This is a genomic window from Streptomyces sp. NPDC048291, from assembly GCF_043201715.1.
In the GTDB taxonomy this organism is placed as follows: domain Bacteria; phylum Actinomycetota; class Actinomycetes; order Streptomycetales; family Streptomycetaceae; genus Streptomyces.
The window spans coordinates 1-15,905 of the sequence record NZ_JBICZC010000027.1; the positions used below are offsets into that span (position 1 = coordinate 1).

Annotated in this window: 16 protein-coding genes and 2 pseudogenes; 13 read left to right on the plus strand and 5 right to left on the minus strand. The window is 68.1% G+C overall.

The window, feature by feature from the left end:
* Positions 1 to 2: 2 nt before the first annotated feature.
* The 5 genes and pseudogenes from ACGF5O_RS47200 to ACGF5O_RS47220 all read left to right on the plus strand — a co-directional run bounded on the left by ACGF5O_RS47200 (position 3) and on the right by ACGF5O_RS47220 (position 4,342).
* Positions 3 to 89, plus strand: a complete 87-nt coding sequence (locus ACGF5O_RS47200; RefSeq protein WP_362602878.1) for an SDR family oxidoreductase — start codon at positions 3 to 5, stop codon at positions 87 to 89.
* A gap of 157 nt (positions 90 to 246) precedes the next feature.
* Positions 247 to 1,686 (plus strand): NADP-dependent phosphogluconate dehydrogenase, encoded by a 1,440-nt coding sequence (gndA, locus tag ACGF5O_RS47205; protein WP_393816138.1) that lies wholly within the window; start codon positions 247 to 249, stop codon positions 1,684 to 1,686.
* Position 1,687: 1 nt separating this feature from the next.
* Complete coding sequence (locus ACGF5O_RS47210; RefSeq protein WP_393816197.1) at positions 1,688 to 2,191, plus strand: RpiB/LacA/LacB family sugar-phosphate isomerase; 504 nt, start codon at positions 1,688 to 1,690, stop codon at positions 2,189 to 2,191.
* Positions 2,184 to 2,836 (plus strand): annotated as a pseudogene (locus ACGF5O_RS47215) (histidine phosphatase family protein). The gene ACGF5O_RS47210 and the pseudogene ACGF5O_RS47215 overlap by 8 nt, the downstream one beginning before the upstream one ends.
* Before the next feature lie 63 nt (positions 2,837 to 2,899).
* On the plus strand, positions 2,900 to 4,342 hold the full coding sequence (locus tag ACGF5O_RS47220; RefSeq protein WP_393816139.1) for a sugar porter family MFS transporter: 1,443 nt from the start codon (positions 2,900 to 2,902) through the stop codon (positions 4,340 to 4,342).
* Between the two features lie 63 nt (positions 4,343 to 4,405).
* Here the strand turns inward: ACGF5O_RS47220 and ACGF5O_RS47225 are convergent.
* Positions 4,406 to 4,751 (minus strand): annotated as a pseudogene (locus ACGF5O_RS47225) (RNA-guided endonuclease TnpB family protein); the annotation flags it as partial.
* Between the two features lie 303 nt (positions 4,752 to 5,054).
* Positions 5,055 to 5,714, minus strand: coding sequence for a S1 family peptidase (locus ACGF5O_RS47230; RefSeq protein WP_393816140.1), 660 nt, complete (start codon positions 5,712 to 5,714; stop codon positions 5,055 to 5,057).
* An 866-nt stretch (positions 5,715 to 6,580) separates the two neighbouring features.
* Between ACGF5O_RS47230 and ACGF5O_RS47235 the strand changes: the two genes are divergently transcribed.
* Positions 6,581 to 6,976, plus strand: a complete 396-nt coding sequence (locus ACGF5O_RS47235; protein WP_393816141.1) for a MarR family winged helix-turn-helix transcriptional regulator — start codon at positions 6,581 to 6,583, stop codon at positions 6,974 to 6,976.
* Between the two features lie 996 nt (positions 6,977 to 7,972).
* On the opposite strand, the gene ACGF5O_RS47240 is transcribed toward ACGF5O_RS47235, so the two are convergent.
* Positions 7,973 to 9,136, minus strand: coding sequence for an epoxide hydrolase family protein (locus tag ACGF5O_RS47240; protein ID WP_393816142.1), 1,164 nt, complete (start codon positions 9,134 to 9,136; stop codon positions 7,973 to 7,975).
* Positions 9,137 to 9,265: 129 nt separating this feature from the next.
* On the opposite strand from ACGF5O_RS47240, the gene ACGF5O_RS47245 reads away from it, so the two are divergent.
* The gene (locus ACGF5O_RS47245) at positions 9,266 to 9,865 is read left to right on the plus strand and encodes a TetR/AcrR family transcriptional regulator (RefSeq protein WP_393816143.1); all 600 of its coding nucleotides are present in this window, start codon (positions 9,266 to 9,268) and stop codon (positions 9,863 to 9,865) included.
* Positions 9,866 to 10,192: 327 nt separating this feature from the next.
* On the opposite strand, the gene ACGF5O_RS47250 is transcribed toward ACGF5O_RS47245, so the two are convergent.
* Positions 10,193 to 10,342, minus strand: coding sequence for a hypothetical protein (locus ACGF5O_RS47250; protein ID WP_393816144.1), 150 nt, complete (start codon positions 10,340 to 10,342; stop codon positions 10,193 to 10,195).
* Positions 10,343 to 10,354: 12 nt separating this feature from the next.
* Between ACGF5O_RS47250 and ACGF5O_RS47255 the strand changes: the two genes are divergently transcribed.
* A complete protein-coding gene (locus ACGF5O_RS47255; protein ID WP_393816145.1) occupies positions 10,355 to 10,516 on the plus strand; it encodes a hypothetical protein in 162 nt (53 codons plus the stop codon).
* Between the two features lie 63 nt (positions 10,517 to 10,579).
* Positions 10,580 to 11,005: a Rid family hydrolase gene (locus tag ACGF5O_RS47260; protein ID WP_393816146.1), complete on the plus strand. Its 426-nt coding sequence runs from the start codon at positions 10,580 to 10,582 to the stop codon at positions 11,003 to 11,005.
* 238 nt (positions 11,006 to 11,243) lie between these two features.
* On the opposite strand, the gene ACGF5O_RS47265 is transcribed toward ACGF5O_RS47260, so the two are convergent.
* Positions 11,244 to 11,846, minus strand: coding sequence for a TetR/AcrR family transcriptional regulator (locus ACGF5O_RS47265; protein WP_362602844.1), 603 nt, complete (start codon positions 11,844 to 11,846; stop codon positions 11,244 to 11,246).
* Positions 11,847 to 11,976: 130 nt separating this feature from the next.
* Here ACGF5O_RS47265 and ACGF5O_RS47270 point away from each other — a divergent pair, with 130 nt between their 5' ends.
* The 4 genes from ACGF5O_RS47270 to ACGF5O_RS47285 all read left to right on the plus strand — a co-directional run bounded on the left by ACGF5O_RS47270 (position 11,977) and on the right by ACGF5O_RS47285 (position 15,887).
* Complete coding sequence (locus ACGF5O_RS47270; RefSeq protein WP_393816147.1) at positions 11,977 to 12,906, plus strand: alpha/beta hydrolase family protein; 930 nt, start codon at positions 11,977 to 11,979, stop codon at positions 12,904 to 12,906.
* Positions 12,907 to 12,947: 41 nt separating this feature from the next.
* Positions 12,948 to 13,808 carry an LLM class flavin-dependent oxidoreductase gene (locus tag ACGF5O_RS47275; protein WP_393816148.1) on the plus strand — a complete coding sequence of 287 codons (861 nt, stop codon included), beginning with the start codon at positions 12,948 to 12,950 and terminating at the stop codon, positions 13,806 to 13,808.
* A 15-nt stretch (positions 13,809 to 13,823) separates the two neighbouring features.
* Positions 13,824 to 14,792: an alpha/beta hydrolase gene (locus tag ACGF5O_RS47280; protein WP_393816149.1), complete on the plus strand. Its 969-nt coding sequence runs from the start codon at positions 13,824 to 13,826 to the stop codon at positions 14,790 to 14,792.
* Positions 14,793 to 14,990: 198 nt separating this feature from the next.
* On the plus strand, positions 14,991 to 15,887 hold the full coding sequence (locus ACGF5O_RS47285) for a cyclase family protein (protein ID WP_393816150.1): 897 nt from the start codon (positions 14,991 to 14,993) through the stop codon (positions 15,885 to 15,887).
* The last annotated feature ends 18 nt before the right edge of the window (positions 15,888 to 15,905 follow it).

Genomic DNA, 15,905 nt, shown 5'->3' on the forward strand with positions numbered 1-15,905 from the left:
AGATCGCCGCCGTCACCGCCTTCCTCGTCTCCGACGACGCCTCCTACATCACCGGCCGCACCATCGAAGCCGACGGCGGCTACTTCTAACCCCCCGATCCCCTGGGACGCCGAAAGACGGCCTCTCCGACGGCGCCCCAGGCACTGCCCTCGTCCACCCCGCGGGATGGGGCATGCCCGCGAGGCGGACGAGGGCGAACAGGCCCGTCTCCCCGCACACGTGCCACTTTTCAAGGAGTTGAGAGCCATGGCGCCCAAGGCACACGTGGGTGTCACCGGCCTGGCAGTGATGGGCCGCAACCTGGCCCGCAATTTCGCCCGCCACGGATACACCGTCGCCGTCCACAACCGGTCCAGCGCGAAGACCAAGGCCCTCGTCGAGGAGTTCGGACACGAAGGTGACTTCGTCCCGGCAGAGTCCGCGGAAGAGTTCGTGGCCGCGCTGCACAGGCCCCGGCGCCTGATCATCATGGTGCAGGCCGGCGACCCCACCGATGCGGTGATCGAGCAACTCGCCCCTCTGCTGGAGCCCGGCGACGTGATCATCGACGGCGGCAACGCACACTTCACCGACACCCGGCGGCGCGAGGCGGCACTGCGCGGGCACGGTATTCACTTCGTGGGCGCAGGTGTGTCCGGCGGCGAGGAAGGGGCGCTCAACGGGCCCTCCATCATGCCTGGTGGTTCCCAGCAGGCGTACCGGGAGATCGGCCCGCTGCTGGAGACCATCAGCGCCAAGGTGGACGGCACACCCTGCTGCACGCACGTCGGCCCCGACGGTGCCGGGCACTTCGTCAAGATGGTGCACAACGGCATCGAGTACGCGGACATGCAGCTGATCGCCGAGGCCTACGACCTGCTGCGGCGCCTGGCGGACATGAGTCCAGCCGAGATTGCCGAAACCTTCCGGAGCTGGAACACCGGACGCCTCGACTCCTACCTGATCGAAATCACCGCCGACATCCTCGCCCACGTCGACGCCAGTACCGGGCGCCCCTTCGTCGACATCGTCGCCGACCAGGCAGGCCAGAAGGGAACCGGCCGCTGGACCGTGCAGACCTCCTTCGACCTGGGTGCACCCGTCTCCGGAATCGCCGAAGCGGTATTCGCCCGCTCCCTGTCCGGCTACGTCGGGCTGCGTGAGGCCGTCGAGGCCGTACACGCCGGGGAGAACTGGCTCCTGCCTCCTGCAGAGCGGGTGCGCTTCGTCGCCCAGGTCGAGCAAGCCCTGTACGCCTCGAAGGTCGTCGCGTACGCGCAGGGCTGGAGCATGATCGCCGCTGCCAGCGAAGAATACAACTGGGACATCGACCTCGGTGCGATGGCGACGATCTGGCGAGGCGGCTGCATCATCCGTGCTGCCTTCCTCGACCGCATCCGCACCGCCTACGCCGACAACCGTGCGCTGCCCACCCTGCTGGTCGACCAGCAGTTCGCCCAGGAAGTGAACGCTGCCGAGGACGCCTGGCGCGGGGTGGTGGCGGCCGCCGCGCGCAACGGCATTCCCGCACCGGGCTTTTCCTCCGCGCTGGTGTACTACGACACGCTGCGCACGCCGGCTCTGCCCACCGCCCTCACCCAGGCCCAGCGGGACTTCTTCGGCGCCCACACCTACCGTCGCACCGACCGCGACGGAGTCTTCCACGTCCGGTGGAGCGGTGACCGTGCCGAAGAAAGAGTGCACTGACATGAAGATCCACATCGGCTCCGACCACGCCGGTCACCGGCTGAAGGCCCGCCTCGTCGACCGGCTCACGGCACTCGGGTACGATCTGATCGACTGCGGACCGAACACGTACCGGGAAGACGGCAACCACCCCTCGTATGTGATCGAGGCCGCTCACCGCACGGTTGCCGATCCCAGAAACCGGGGCATTGTCATAGGCGGCTCGGGCAACGGTGAGGTGATCGCCGCGAACAAGGTCGTCGACGTGTACGCCGCGCTGGCTTGGAGCGAGGGGACAGCCCGGCCGGCCCGGGAGCACAACGACGCCGACGTCATCGCCCCGGGCGCTTGTACGCACTGCGCAGAGACGATCGAGAAGCCGGTCCGGACGTTCCTCACCGCGCAGTCCAGCCACGACCTACGGCACACGCGCCGTATCGACATGCTCCACGCCTACGAGCGGACCGGTGAGATACCCACCGCAGTTGACGGGGCCGCGCCGCAGGGAGCAGGCAGCCGTGGGTGACCTCCTGCTGATCCGGCACGGTGAGACGGCGTGGATCCTGTCACGCCAGCACACCAGTTACACGGACCTGCCGCTCACCACACATGGTGAGCGGCAGGCACGGGTTGTGGCGCCCCTGCTCGCCGAGCGTGACATCGTTCTCGCGCTGACCAGCCCGCTCGGGCGTGCCATGCGTACCGCCGAACTCGCCGGGCTGACCCGTGCCACCATCGACCCGGACCGGACCTGCACGAGTGGGAGTACGGCGCCTACGAGGGCATCACCACGGCCGAGATCCGGCGCACCCGGCCGGACTGGGACCTGTGGACCGACGGCGTCGCCCTCGGGCCGGCCGGGCACCCCGGAGAGAACCCGCGAGAGGTCGGTGACCGCGCCGACCGCGTGCTCGCGAGCATCACCCCCCTCCCGGACGATCCGGCGAGAGGCGATGTCGCCGTAGTGGCCCACGGCCACTTCCTGCGCGTGCTCACCGCCCGCCGACTGGGGCTCCCGCCGTCCGAGGGCCGCCTGTTCAGCCTCGACACTGGGACCGTCAGCCGTCTGGGAACCGAGCACGGACGCCCGGTGATCGCCGGTTGGAACGTCGCCCCGCCGACCGGCACCCGGACCACGCCCCGGCTGTCCGCGAAGGGAGAGGTTGCCTGACCGCAGGCGGCCACTCCCGTCATCCCCCTTTTTTTGTCGGATTCCGGAACGGAGCACCCATCCATGAGCGCCAGAACCCGCCTCACCCGGACACCCCGGCACACGGAGATGCCGGACGGCGGAGATCTACGCCGCGTCACCTTCGTCACCATCGCCGCGGCACTCGGAGGTTTCCTCTTCGGCTACGACAGCGCGGTCATCAACGGTGCGGTCACCGGCATCCAGCACCACTTCCACGTCACCTCCGCCGAGACGGGCACCGTCGTCGCCGCTGCGCTGATCGGCTCCGCCGTCGGTGCCGGGGTCGCCGGGCGTCTCGGCGACCGCATCGGCCGTCTGCGTGTGATGCGACTCGCCGCTTCCCTGTTCGCGATCAGTGCGCTCGGCTCCTCCATGCCGTTCTCCCTGTGGGATCTGGGCGCCTGGCGCGTGTTGGGCGGTGTTGCGATCGGACTTGCCTCGCTGGTCGGTCCAACCTACATCGCCGAAGTCGCCCCGGCCCGCTACCGCGGACGGCTGGCTTCGTCCCAGCAGGCGGCGATCGTGCTCGGCATCACGACCTCACAACTCGTCAACTGGGCGATCGCGCAAGGGGCGGGAGGCAAGAGCCAGAATCCGCTGGGCGCCCTGGAAGCGTGGCAGTGGATGCTGATGGCCGCCGTTGTCCCGGCCGCAGCGTACTTCGTCTTCAGCAGCCGCATTCCCGAGTCGCCGTACTTCCTGATTGCCACGGGCCGCAGGGACCAGGCGCGACTGGCGCTGCTCGACATCGAAGGGGCGAGCGTCGACACCGACACCCGCCTCGCCGAGATCGAATCAGCCCTCAGCGTGGGCGAGAAGCCGCGTATACGGGACCTGTTCGGCTCCCGTTTCGGCCTGCTCCCGATCGTCTGGGCCGGTATCGGCCTCGCCGTCTTCCAGCAACTCGTCGGCATCAACGTGATCTTCTATTACTCGTCGATCCTGTGGCAGTCCGTGGGTATCGACCAGTCCAGTTCACTGCTGATCAGCCTGTCCACCTCCGTCGTCAACATCATCGGCACCGTGGTGGCGATGATGTTGATCGACCGGATCGGCCGCAAGCCCCTGGCCCTGATGGGCTCGGCGGGAATGACTGTCTCCCTCGGCCTGGCGGCCTGGGCGTTCTCGTACAAGACCGGCAGCGGCGGCAGCCTGTCGATCCCGGACACCCAAGGGGCGGTGGCCCTCGTCGCCGCGCACGCGTTCGTGTTCTTCTTCGCCGTCTCCTGGGGCGTGATCCTCTGGGTCATGGTGGGCGAGATGTTCCCGCTGAAGATCCGTGCAGGTGCCATGTCGGTGGCGACCGCCTGTAACTGGATCGCCAACTGGGCCGTCACCGAGACCTTCCCGCGTATGGCGGACTGGAACCTGTCCGCCACTTACGCCATCTACGCCGCGTTCGCGTTGCTGTCCCTCGGCTTCGTCGCCGGAGTCGTGCGTGAGACCAAGGGACAGGAGCTGGAAGCGATGGGGACGTCGACGTGAGACCTCTCCCTCGTGAAGGAGAGGGATTCCTGGCTCAGCCTGACGGAACAGCGTCCCGGCAGGTCATGTGCGATCAGCGCCAGCCGGGTTGAGACCAGCCCGGACCAGCATCAGGCGGGCGGAGTCCTTGTCCCTGGGAGACACGGCTCCGCCCGCCGCGCCGTCCATCGTGGTGTGCGCGGGTGGACCAGGCGCACGATCCGGCCGTGCTTGCGGGCCATCTTCAGCAAGACCTGCTTGGTGGCACCGATCGCGGCGCCCGCTGCCTTCTTCGCCATGGTCGACCTGGTGAGGAAGACAGCGGGCGGAAGTCCTCGACGGCGATGGCGTCATGGTCGCTCACCACACGCCCCGCCCTCTTGTGGCCGATGTCCTGCCGCTGCCTGGCGACCTTCGCGTAGGTCTTCGCCCGCTAGGCGGTGGCCCGGGATGCCGCGGCCGCGGTGGGCGAAGGCGCCGTGGCCCGTCAGACGGCCGATGCCGGTGGAGTCGATGCCGGCCTCCGCGCCCGTCTCAGGGGCGGGCCACTCCTCAAGTGCCGGGCCGGGGGGACTGAGTGGTCCGGAAACGAGACAACTGATCGGAGTGCCGTGATCGTCGGCGCTGCCGCCGCCGAGGTACCGCGTGGAGCGCTCCCGGCCATGGCCGACCCGCAGCATCACCCGCGAGGCGCTGGCTTTTTCCGCGGTCTGCCGCTTCGCTGGCGGCCTCGTCAGACGCCGGTGATTCTTTTGATCCAGGTGCGGTGCGAAGCGACGCTGCTGTATTCGTTCGGGCCGAAGAGAACGCCGACCTCCTTGCCCTTGTAGAAGGCCGGGCCGCCGGAATCGCCGCCTTGGGTGGCGCCGCTGAGCTTCTTGGTCCAGATGGCTCGCCCGATGATGCCGTCGTGCTTGACGGCTGTCACGCGGTTGGTGGCGGTGCGCAAGTTCTTCGGGTGTCGCCCGTAGCTGCCGTATCCGTAGATGTTGACGACCGCCTGCCTGGGCGGGTCGGCGTCCGCGAGCTTGACGTGCGGTGCTTTGATCGGCTTGGCGAGGCGGAACAACGCGACATCGTCCAGGCCGTCGGTGTCGAGGTGCCGGATCTCCGTCACGTCGGCCTTGGTTCCGTGCCCGATTCGCACGGAACCGACCCGTACGCTCATCTTGGCAGGCTCGTCGTTGTAACAGTGGTAGGCGGTGAGCACCCACCGGTCTGTGAGCATGGTGCCTGTGCACGCGAAGTGCCCGTCTGCGTAGACCTGCACGGCCCAGGGCGCGGAGCGGACCGCTGCGCCATCGCTGATCGCGTGCGCGGCGCTGAGCGGAATGACGAGAGTGGCTGCGAGTGCGATTCCGGAGACGGCAGCGAGCCGTTGGCGGTGGTCCATGGTGTGCTTTCCTTGACGGTCGACTGATTGTGGTTCGGCACGTGCGGCCTGGACGGCCGGGAAGAGCACGGCGTATCCCTGCAGGCTGTACCACCCCGTTCCTGGCCAGCCCTACTCTCGCGGCACGGCAGAGGGGGCCGCCTCGGCCTTTCGGTCAGAAAGGAAGGGGGCCGGGCGGCGCACGCCATCGTTGCGGTAGTCCTTTCGGGCAGTGATCAGGGCACCTGTCCGGCATGTTGGAGAAGAGGGAAGGCGGTTGCGAAGAGGTCACGCAGACGGCTCCCATGAACGTGACGCGGGCATCGGAGCGCATCGCGGCCCGGCGGGGTGTGCACAGACCCACGTTGAGCAAGGCGAGAGCGGAGAAGCGGATGTCTGTGACTGCTCAGCCGACCGGGGTGAGCACGGTCACGACGGCGAACGGGAGCAGGAGGCCCTTCGGCGAGCCGGATGCCGAAGCCCAGCGGCACGGCAAGACCGTGATGGGGCTCGTTGAAAACGGTCACCCCCTGCTCGGGGGTGCTCCCACGCCTCTGAGTGGATCTCCCCACCCATTCGGCACCTGACCCGCGGACGGGCGCCACATGGGAGAGAACGCCCGATCGCCAGCCGGCTCCAGGGGCGGGTCGGGCTGTGAGGTGGCCGATGGCCATCGTAGAGCGACAACGAATTAGGCGCCCTTGACCGACGGGCACGGCCCGCACACTTCACGACTGCTTTCAGGTGTGCTGACGGTTCTGTGCCCGGCATCGGGCGTCCCTGTCGGCCGGTGACCGGGGACCAGGTCCAACGGGAGGGCGGCTGAGCCTGGTCGTGCAGCCCGCTCGCAGCTCGCGAGCGTCCTTGCCGCGCAGGTGGTCTGACTGGTGCTGATCGTTTCTGTGGTGAATTCGGTCGCCCACCTGGGGAGAGTCGCGTGGGGCAGAGGGCGTACCAGTATCTGCTGCAACGCGGAACTGTCCCGCCTGTCCCACATGGTCGGCCGGCTTGAGAAACGCGGGTTCGTGCGCCGCGAGCCCGACCCGCGCAACGGGCGCTACACGCAAGCGATCCTGACCAAAGCCGGCTACGCCTACCTGGCGGGCGCGGCACCCGGACACGTAGCCGGGGTGTTGGACGTGTTCATCGACGTGCTGACCCCGGACGAACTGCGAACGCTGCACCGGATCTCCGACAAGGTGCTCGCCCGCATCGAGCACGCACAGGGTGAGACGACGAGCGACCACCCGGGCGATCGGGCCGCGACAGGCGTGGCCCGGTAAGAACTCCTCCGGGCGGTATTCACCGGCTCCGGCCCCTTCCTGCACAACGACCCGGTGGACAGGCCCGACGAGGTCTACGCCGGCACCGTCACCCTGCACAGCGGACCGGGGGTACTCCTCCCACCTGATCCTCCCGGTCATCCCTGAATGATCAACGCAGATCGGCGTACTTGACTCAAGGAGCCAGCCACGTCGAATCTCGCGGAGTTCCTCGTCGACACGGCAGAGCGGCAGCCCCGGCGTCCCGCGCTGCGCCTGGGCTCGAAAGCGATCACTTACGCCGACGCACCGCTGCGATGCTCCTCGCCCCCCTGCCCAAGGATCGGGAGACACACTTCCAACTCCGTGACTCGGCAACGGCGGCACTCCACGGCGTGGTACCGGGCTCCCGGCGGGGGCGCACAGGGCGCGGCCGCCGCCGGAGTCCGGCACCACGCCCTGCAACCGACCGCGTTCACCGTCTTGTCGGCCGGACACGAGCCGCTGCCCCACGTTGCCGCTGCCGCGCCGGACGACAGCTCGTGCCGATTTCACTCGGCGAGGGCGGCTTCCCCGGGCGCCGGGCTACGTCCGTACGATGGCGGGCCGGGCGGTCGAGACGGGGCATGATCAGCACCACGCCGATCTCCACCGGCACCAGCACGGCGCTCCGGTGCAGCGTGGCGCGGTAGCCTCGGCCGGCGCTGAGCGTCGACCTTGTCGCTCTTGGCCCCCTGAGGTGCCGTACCACTGCGTGAACCGCGGCGCCTGGCGGTGGCTGACTGCGTAGATGCGGTAGCCGACCGGGATCAGTGCATGCACCCACGGGCCGCGGTCGGTCTGGATCCCGACCACCACCTGCCCGGGCTCCAGGTCCTCGCCGCCGTGCCGCGCGATGAGAGCGTGCAGCTTGGCGATACCCTCCACGCCCTCCGGCAGCCGCGCGGTGCCCAGCTGCGGCCCGCCTCGTCCTGCACCTCGACATCCCGCGTGCGCTCCTGAGCCCGCGCGTCGGTGTCAGGAACGAAGGGCGCGCAGGCCGGTGCGGATTTCGGTGACCAGGATCTCGGGCTGTTCCATGGCCGCGAAGTGCCCGCCCTTGTCGGCCTCGCCGTAGTGGACCAGATTGCTGTAGGTGTCTTCGATCCAGCTTCGCGGCAGGCGTGGGATGTCCCTCGGGAAGACGGTCACCGCGACCGGAAGCGTCAGCTTCGGGCCGGCGAAAGTGCCTGATTTGTTCTCCCAATAGATGCGGCCGGACGACGCTGCGCTGTTGGTGAACCAGTAGAGGGATATCGCGTCGAGCATGTCATCGATACTGAGGGCATCCTCGGCAAGCCCGTGGTTGTCGGTCTTGGACTGGAACTTCTCGTAGATCCAGGCTGCCTGACCAGCGGGAGAGTCCGCCAGAGCGAATCCGACAGTCTCCGGCTTCGTGCCCTGAAGGTGGTTCGACCCACCGAGATCGCCGGTGTAGACGGCGAGGGTCTCCACGGCGTAGCGCTGCTCGGGCGACAAGGTGTCGGGTATCTGTGGGGGAAAGGCGAACTGGGTGTTCAGATGAATTCCGAGAAGCCCCTCAGGTCGTATGACCCCGAGGGCGGTGGTGACGACGGCACCCCAATCGCCGCCTTGCGCCGCCCATTTCGTGTAGCCGAGACGCTTCATCAGCTCCACCCACGCGCTTGCGATGCGCGATACGGTCCACCCGGTTTCCGTTGGCTTCTGGGAGAACCCGAACCCGGGGAGCGACGGGACGACGACGTCGAACGAATCGGCGACGTCTCCTCCGAACGCAACCGGATCGGTCAGCGGGCCGATCAGCTTCAGGAACTCGACGATCGAGCCCGGCCATCCGTGCGTGAGTATCAGCGGCATCGCGTTGGGATTCTTGGACCTGACGTGGACGAAGTGGATGTCCAGCCCATCAATCTCCGTCAGGAACTGGGGGAAGCGATTGAGCTCGGACTCGAGGCGCCGCCAGTCGTAGCTGCGCTCCCAGTAGTCGACCAGAGACCTGGCGTTCTCCACGCGAACCCCTTGCGACCAGTCGCCCACCGTTTCCGGATCCGGCCACCGAGTTCTGGCCAGTCGCTGCTTCACGTCGTCGATCTCCGCATCCGAGAACGAAACGGTGAACGGACGGACGAGGGCCGAGGCCGGCGGCTTCGGTGCGGTCATTGCCTTCTTCCCTTCCCCTGAGCTTCGAAGCACAGCGCAACTCTCCATTGCACATTGATATGCAATCTTTTTCGCTGTACACCGGTGTGCAATCTACTTCACTGTACAGTGGTGTGCAATGATGCTGTCGTGCCCACCGAGTCCTCCCGTGTGCGCTCGATGAACGAGACACGCAATCGCATCCTCGATGTCGCCCTCGATGTGCTGGGAGAGAACCCAGACGCCGCAATGGGCGACATCGCCTCCGCTGCCGGCGTCGTCCGTCGCACGGTCTATGACCATTTCCCCTCGCGCCTCGACCTGGTTCGGACACTCACGGGACGGGCTGTCACCGAGATGACAGCCGTGCTCACCGAAGTCGACGCCTCTGAAGCGGAAGCGGCCGTGGCATGGGTTGAATTCATCGCCCGTGTCTGGCCGGTGGCACACCGGTATCGAGTGCTGTTGGCGCTGCGCCGTGGCGAGTACAGCGAGGCCATCCACGGCCTGCTCGGGCCGGTCGATGCGCTCCTCGCTGACCTCGTGAAACGGGGCCAGGACAGCGGTGTGTTCGCACAGCATCTGCCGGCAGGCATTCTGAGCCAGATTGCCTACGGCGTCGTGTTCTCCATCGCGGACAGCGACCTGACGGACGAGGCCCCCGGTGCCCGAGCAGCGACGATCACGAGCCTCCTGATGCTGGGAGTTCCCGAGACGCGCGCAATCGCTCTCGTAGGCGACCAGCCCTGACCTGCAGCACTCGAGCGGAGCTCGCAGATCGTCCTGCTCCGGACACGACATCGTCACCGCGCCCCGCCAAGAATCCGGAGAGAACAGAATGATCGCGACGATGCCGACTGGTCTCTGGTCGAGGGCGTCTGCCGCTCAGCCCGGATCACGCTCGCCGAGGTCAGAAAACCGCGCGGTCTTGCATGCGCCGTTCGCGGTATGTGCGCAGGCTGAGCGCATTGGCGCGGGCGGCGGTTCCAGCTTGCCGGACTGGTGCACCTCGATGCATGCGGCATCGCTCGGTCAAGCCGCCGTTACGCCGCTGTGCCCCCGTGCCCGGAGCGGACGTCATGTGTGAGCGGGCGGAACACGGCGGCTGAAGGCCCGCCGGTACGCGGTCGGTGTGGTGTTGAGCATGCGCCGGAAATACAGCCACAGGTTGGCGGCCGAGCCCAGGCCGGAGTCGCGGGCGACCACGTCGATGGAGTGGTCCGTCACCTCCAGCAGTTGATGGTCAGCCCGATCGTGGAGGCGATGGCGACCCAGGCGGCCAGGCACCCCGCGAACGGGCCGCGCTACTCCGTCGGCGGAGAACTGCTCCGCGAGCGGGGCAACCTGCCTCGACGGACCCGCATGGAGGAGGCCGCGCTCTCCTCCCGGTGGCGCAGCTGATACGGACCGGCACCAATCGCCGCGGGCAGAACCCCGCGCCGCACCATGAAAGGACCACGCACAGTGAGCACGTACGCCGTCACCATCCCGGAGGAATCCGAGGTCTTCGGAGCGACGACCGCAGGGTTCGCGCGTTTTGAGTACTCGGCCGCGGTCCGCGCCCACGGCCTGCTCTTCATCGCCGGCCAGGTCGGGTACCGCCCCGACGGGAGCCTGCCGGAGACCATCGAGGAGCAGACCGAGTGGGTGCTGCGCCGTACTGAGGAGGTCCTGCGTATCGAGGGGTTGGCCCTGTCCGACCTCATCGAGGTCGTCAGCTACCACCCGGACATGCAGGAGCACTTGGCGGGCTTCCTGGAGATGAAGAAGCGCTTGGTCAAGGAGCCGTTTCCCGCCTGGTCGATGATCGGGGTCAGCGGCCTGGCCCGGCCCGAGTTCCTCCTGGAAGTGCGGGCCGTCGCCGCCTACCCGGACAGCGACGCCCGGTAGCCGCCAGTATCGGGCGGCCCGCACGATTCACCCTTCCGAAGAATGCCTGCTGCCTCTGTTGGCAGCCGGTTCGGGGACCGGCTGCCGGCGGGCCATCAGGTACGCCGACGGCCTCGCGGGAAGACTGCCACCGTGAGCCGCCGGTGCGCCCGCGCCCACCCATCGAGGCAATGGTTACCGCTGCGCACTTCTCCACGGAAAGGCCGTCGCGACCTGGCTCAGTCGACGCCGTTGCGGCTCAGGGTCTTTCCGTGCCCGGGCCGGTCTGGGTAAGGCCGGCGAGCAGCAGGTCGATCATGAGGCGGGCTTGGTAGTCGGGGAAGGTTTCGACTCCGATGCACAGGTTGCCGATGCCGAGCATGAAGTCGTAGGCCCGTACGTCGGCGCGCGTGCAGCCGGCGGAAGCGGATGCTTTCAACAGCTGGTCGAGCACAGGCAGCAGGCGCTCGACAAACTCGTTGTGGAGGCTTTCGAATCCCGCTTGGTCCGAGTGCATCGCCTCGGCGAGGCCGTGCTTGGTAACCAGGAAGTCGGCGAACCGATGAACCCACTGCCTCAGAACCTCGTACGGCGCATCGGCGGTCGGAGCCGAGTGACCGGCAGCGGCGAGCGCGTCGACCTGGTGCCGGAAGACCGCGACCACCAGGTCCGCCCGGGTGGGGAAGTGACGGTAGATCGTGCCCATGCCGAGGCCCGATTCGGCGGCGATCTCCCGCACGGGAGCGTCGATCCCCATACGGACGAACACGGCTGCGGCCGCGTCTAGGAGCTTCTGCTCGTTTCGGCGGACGTCGGCTCGCTTGCGGCCTCCCGATGCTGGCGGAGTGTCGGCCGTGGACATCGTGATCATCTCCTGTTGCAAAGCGGAGCGGTGTTCCGTATTGTGATTCGGAGCGGCGCTCCGTATTTCGATGATGTCAGACGCCGCGCAGCACGGCCCATCGGGCTTGCTCGAGAAAGGCATTCACCTCATGAGTGACACCATGTCCGCCGACGGTGGCAACGACTTCACCACGCCGGTCATCTCTGTCAGCCCGGTCACGCTGGCCGCCCCGGACCGGGGCCAGGACCTGCACGTACGGGTCACCGCGCCGACGAGCGGGCACAACTTGCCTGTCGTCGTCTTCTCGCACGGCATGACCCTGGGCATGGACGACTACGCACCGCTGGTCGACTTCTGGGCCGCCCGCGGATTCGTCGTCATCCAGCCCACCCATCTCGACTCGCTGGGACTGTCTCCTGACGACCCCCGTACCCCGCTCATCTGGCGCATCCGCACCGACGATCTGACCCGGATCCTGGACCGGCTCGACGTTGTCGCAGCCGTACCCGGGCTGGCCGGTCGCATCGACCGCGACCGCATCGCGGTCGCCGGACATTCCTGGGGCGCGCAGACCGCCAGCACCCTCGCGGGCGCACGGGTCGTCGACGCCGACGGCGTTCCCAGTGAGAGCATGGGCGACTCGCGGGTGAAGGCGGCGGTACTGCTGTGCCTGCCCGGTACCGGCGGCGCCGACTTGAGCCCGCTCGCCGCCCAGTACTTCCCGTTCATGAACCCTGATTTCGCCGAGCTGAAGACGCCGAGCCTCGTGGTCGCCGGTGACCACGACCAGTCCCCGCTGACGGTGCGCGGTCCGGACTGGTTCACCGACGGCTACCGCCTCAGCCCGGGCGCCACCGATCTGCTGACCCTGTTCGGCGCGGAACACGGACTCGGTGGCATCCAGGGCTCCAACGACACGCGGACCACCGACGAAAGCCCCGAGCGCGTCGCGATCGTCCAGCAGGCGACCCTTGCGTACCTGTGGACCGCGCTGGACCTCGACAGCGATGCCTGGCCCACCGCCCGCCGGTCGCTGGCCGAGGCCGGCGAACCGTTGGGAAGGATCGACTCGAAGTGACCGCTCGCCTCGGAGGGGCCCACAGGCCGAACTTCGGTCTCATGACCCCTCCGGCGCAGGTCGCCTATGACGACGTCCTGCGAGTCTGGGACGAGGCGGACGGCATCCCGCAGATCGAGCACGCCTGGCTGTTCGACCACCTCATGCCGATCGGCGGCGACCCGCACGGCCCCGCCTTGGAGGGCTGGACACTGCTGTCCGCTCTCGCGGCCCGGACCGAGCGGCTGCGTGTCGGGGTGATGGTCACCAGCAACAGGTTCCGCCCACCGGCCATACTGGCCAAGATCGCCGCCACCGCCGACGTCATCTCCGGCGGCCGGCTGGAGTTCGGCATCGGCGCCGGCTCCCGGCCCGACGTGCCCATGGCACGACGTGAATATGCGGCTCACGGCCTTCCCTTCCACGATGCCGGCCACGCGGTCGGAAGCCTCGCCGAAGCGTGCACGATCATCCGGAGACTGTGGACCGACACCGCCCCCTTCGATTTCCACGGCCACTACCACCAGTTGACGGGCGCGTTCGGCAATCCCCAACCCCTCCAGCGCCCCCACCCGCCGATCCTGATCGGCGGCCAGGCCACCCCGACTCTGCGCGTGGTCGCCGAGCACGCGGACCGCTGGAACATGCCCGGCGGCAGCATCGGCAAGGCCATCGAGCGCAGCGCCACGCTGGACCGGCTGTGCGCCGAGATCGGTCGAGACCCTGCTGAGATCACCCGATCCATCGTCCTGCCCGTCTCCTACGACCGGCCCGACGACACCCGCCGCACCATCCGCGCGGCGCTCGACGGCGGGTTCAGCCACATCGTCCTCACTCTTCCCGCGCCCTACCCGACCGGGGTCGCACGGTGGGTCGCCGACACCATCATCAAGCCGGTCTCCGACGAGATCACCGTCCCCTGAACCGAGGAATCGCCGATGCCAAGGGCACACCCACCGCTCGACCCGGAACTCGCCGCAGTGCTGACGGTCGTCCACACACAGCTGTCACCGAGCGTCACCGCCGGGGACATCGAAAACTTGCGCCGCCACCCCGCCTTCGCGGTGGCGGACGAGGACCTGACGCGCAACGGGACCGTCCACCTGCAGAACCTGTCCGTGCCCGGTCCGTCGGGCGCTCCAAAGATCTCGCTGCTCGTCCTCATACCGGTGGGATTAACGGCAGGAGCACCCGTCTTCTACTACATGCACGGCGGCGGCATGATCATCGGCAACCACCGTACCGGAGTGGGCGGCGTACTCAACTGGGCTGTCGACAACGGGGCCGTGGTGGTGTCGGTGGACTACCGCCTGGCACCGGAACACCCCGACCCCGCCCCGATCGAGGACTGCTACGCGGGACTCCTGTGGACTCACGAGCACGCTGCCGAGATCGGTGGTGACCCGGAGCGCATCGTCGTCGCCGGGGTGAGTGCCGGCGGCGGGCTCGCCGCCGGCGTGGCACTTCTCGCACGCGACCGCGGCGGCCCCCGGCTGCTGGGGCAGGTGCTCATGTGCCCGATGCTCGACGACCGCTTCATCACCCCCAGCAGCCGGGAACTCGAGGGTGAGGGCATCTGGGACGCCACCAGCAACACGACCGGATGGAACGCACTGCTCGGTGAACGCAGGGGCGGCGACCACGTGAGCATCTACGCCGCGCCCGCCCGGGCGACCGACCTGACCGGCCTGCCCACCACCTTCATCGATGTCGGCTCCGTCGAGACCTTCCGCGATGAGGACATCGACTACGCCGCCCGGCTGCTCCAGGCCGGCGTCCAGTGCGAACTGCATGTCTGGCCGGGCGGTTTCCACGGATTCGACGGCATGGCGCCACAAGCCGCGCTGTCGCGGACCGCGTCGGCGACCCGGAATGCCTGGGTCCGGCGGCTCCTGATCGCGCGCTGAAACCTGGCAGCAGGGCGGACGTGCTTCGCACGAGGCGTGAGCCGGCAGGCCGAACCCGCGACCGGACTTCGCGCGATGAGCCCCGGACCGCCCGCCCAAAGCAGGTGTCCCCGGCGGCCGAGCTGATGCCCTCGACGGGCACGACGCCGGCCGAGCCGACTCTTGCCACAACAACCACGAACGAATCTGCGAAGAAAAATGGACACGGACGAAGCTTCCTGGCCGCAAGGAGAAGGGCCGCTGACCAACTGGGGCCGCTGGGGTGTTGACGACGACCGGGGCACCCTGAATTTCATCACGGCCGCAGCGCGCGCCCGCGGTGTGGCCGAAGCCATGACGGGCCGTTTCGTCTCCTTGGCTCACCCGATCACACCGGTACCCATGGCCGCGCCGGTCGCTTTCGCCGAGCACAGCATGCCTTCCGCAGTACTGCAAGCGATGACGTTCACCGGTTCACCCACCCCGGCGTTGACCGATGTTCTGCTGATCAACGTCCACCACGCGCGTTCGACGCACATCGACGCCCTGGCGCACATACCGGTCGACGACACCGTCTACCCCGGTGTCTCACTCGCCGAAGCGACCGCCGGGGCGACGGTCAGCCGGAGTTCGTCGTCGGCGTTCGCCGACGGGATCGTGACCCGGGGTGTGTTTCTCGACCTGGCGCCGGGCGAACGGCTCGCCGAGAACCAGGTCGTGACCGCGGACGACCTGGCAGCGGCCGAGGAGCGACAGGGAGTGCGGGTCGAGTCCGGTGATGCGCTGGTCGTGCGCGGGGGATGGGTCGCCGCCGACGATCCTTTCGGCCCCCTGCCGACCACCTCGCTGAGCGCCGTCGAGTGGATGGCGAAGCGTGAAGTGTGCCTGTACGCCGGCGACATCGGCGACAAGCTCCCTGGACCGGGAGCCGGAGCGCCTGTGCTGCACAGCGTTGCCCTCGCCCAGCTGGGGATGCCGTTGATCGACTGCGTCAACGTGGCCGAGTTGGCGCGGGTGTGTGCCGAGATCGAGCGAAACAGCTTCCTGTTCGCGCTGGGAACGATTCCCGTGCGTGGTGCCACCGGACTCCCGGTCAATCCACTGGCGGTTTTCTAGTGAGCCGAGGCGCTGGGC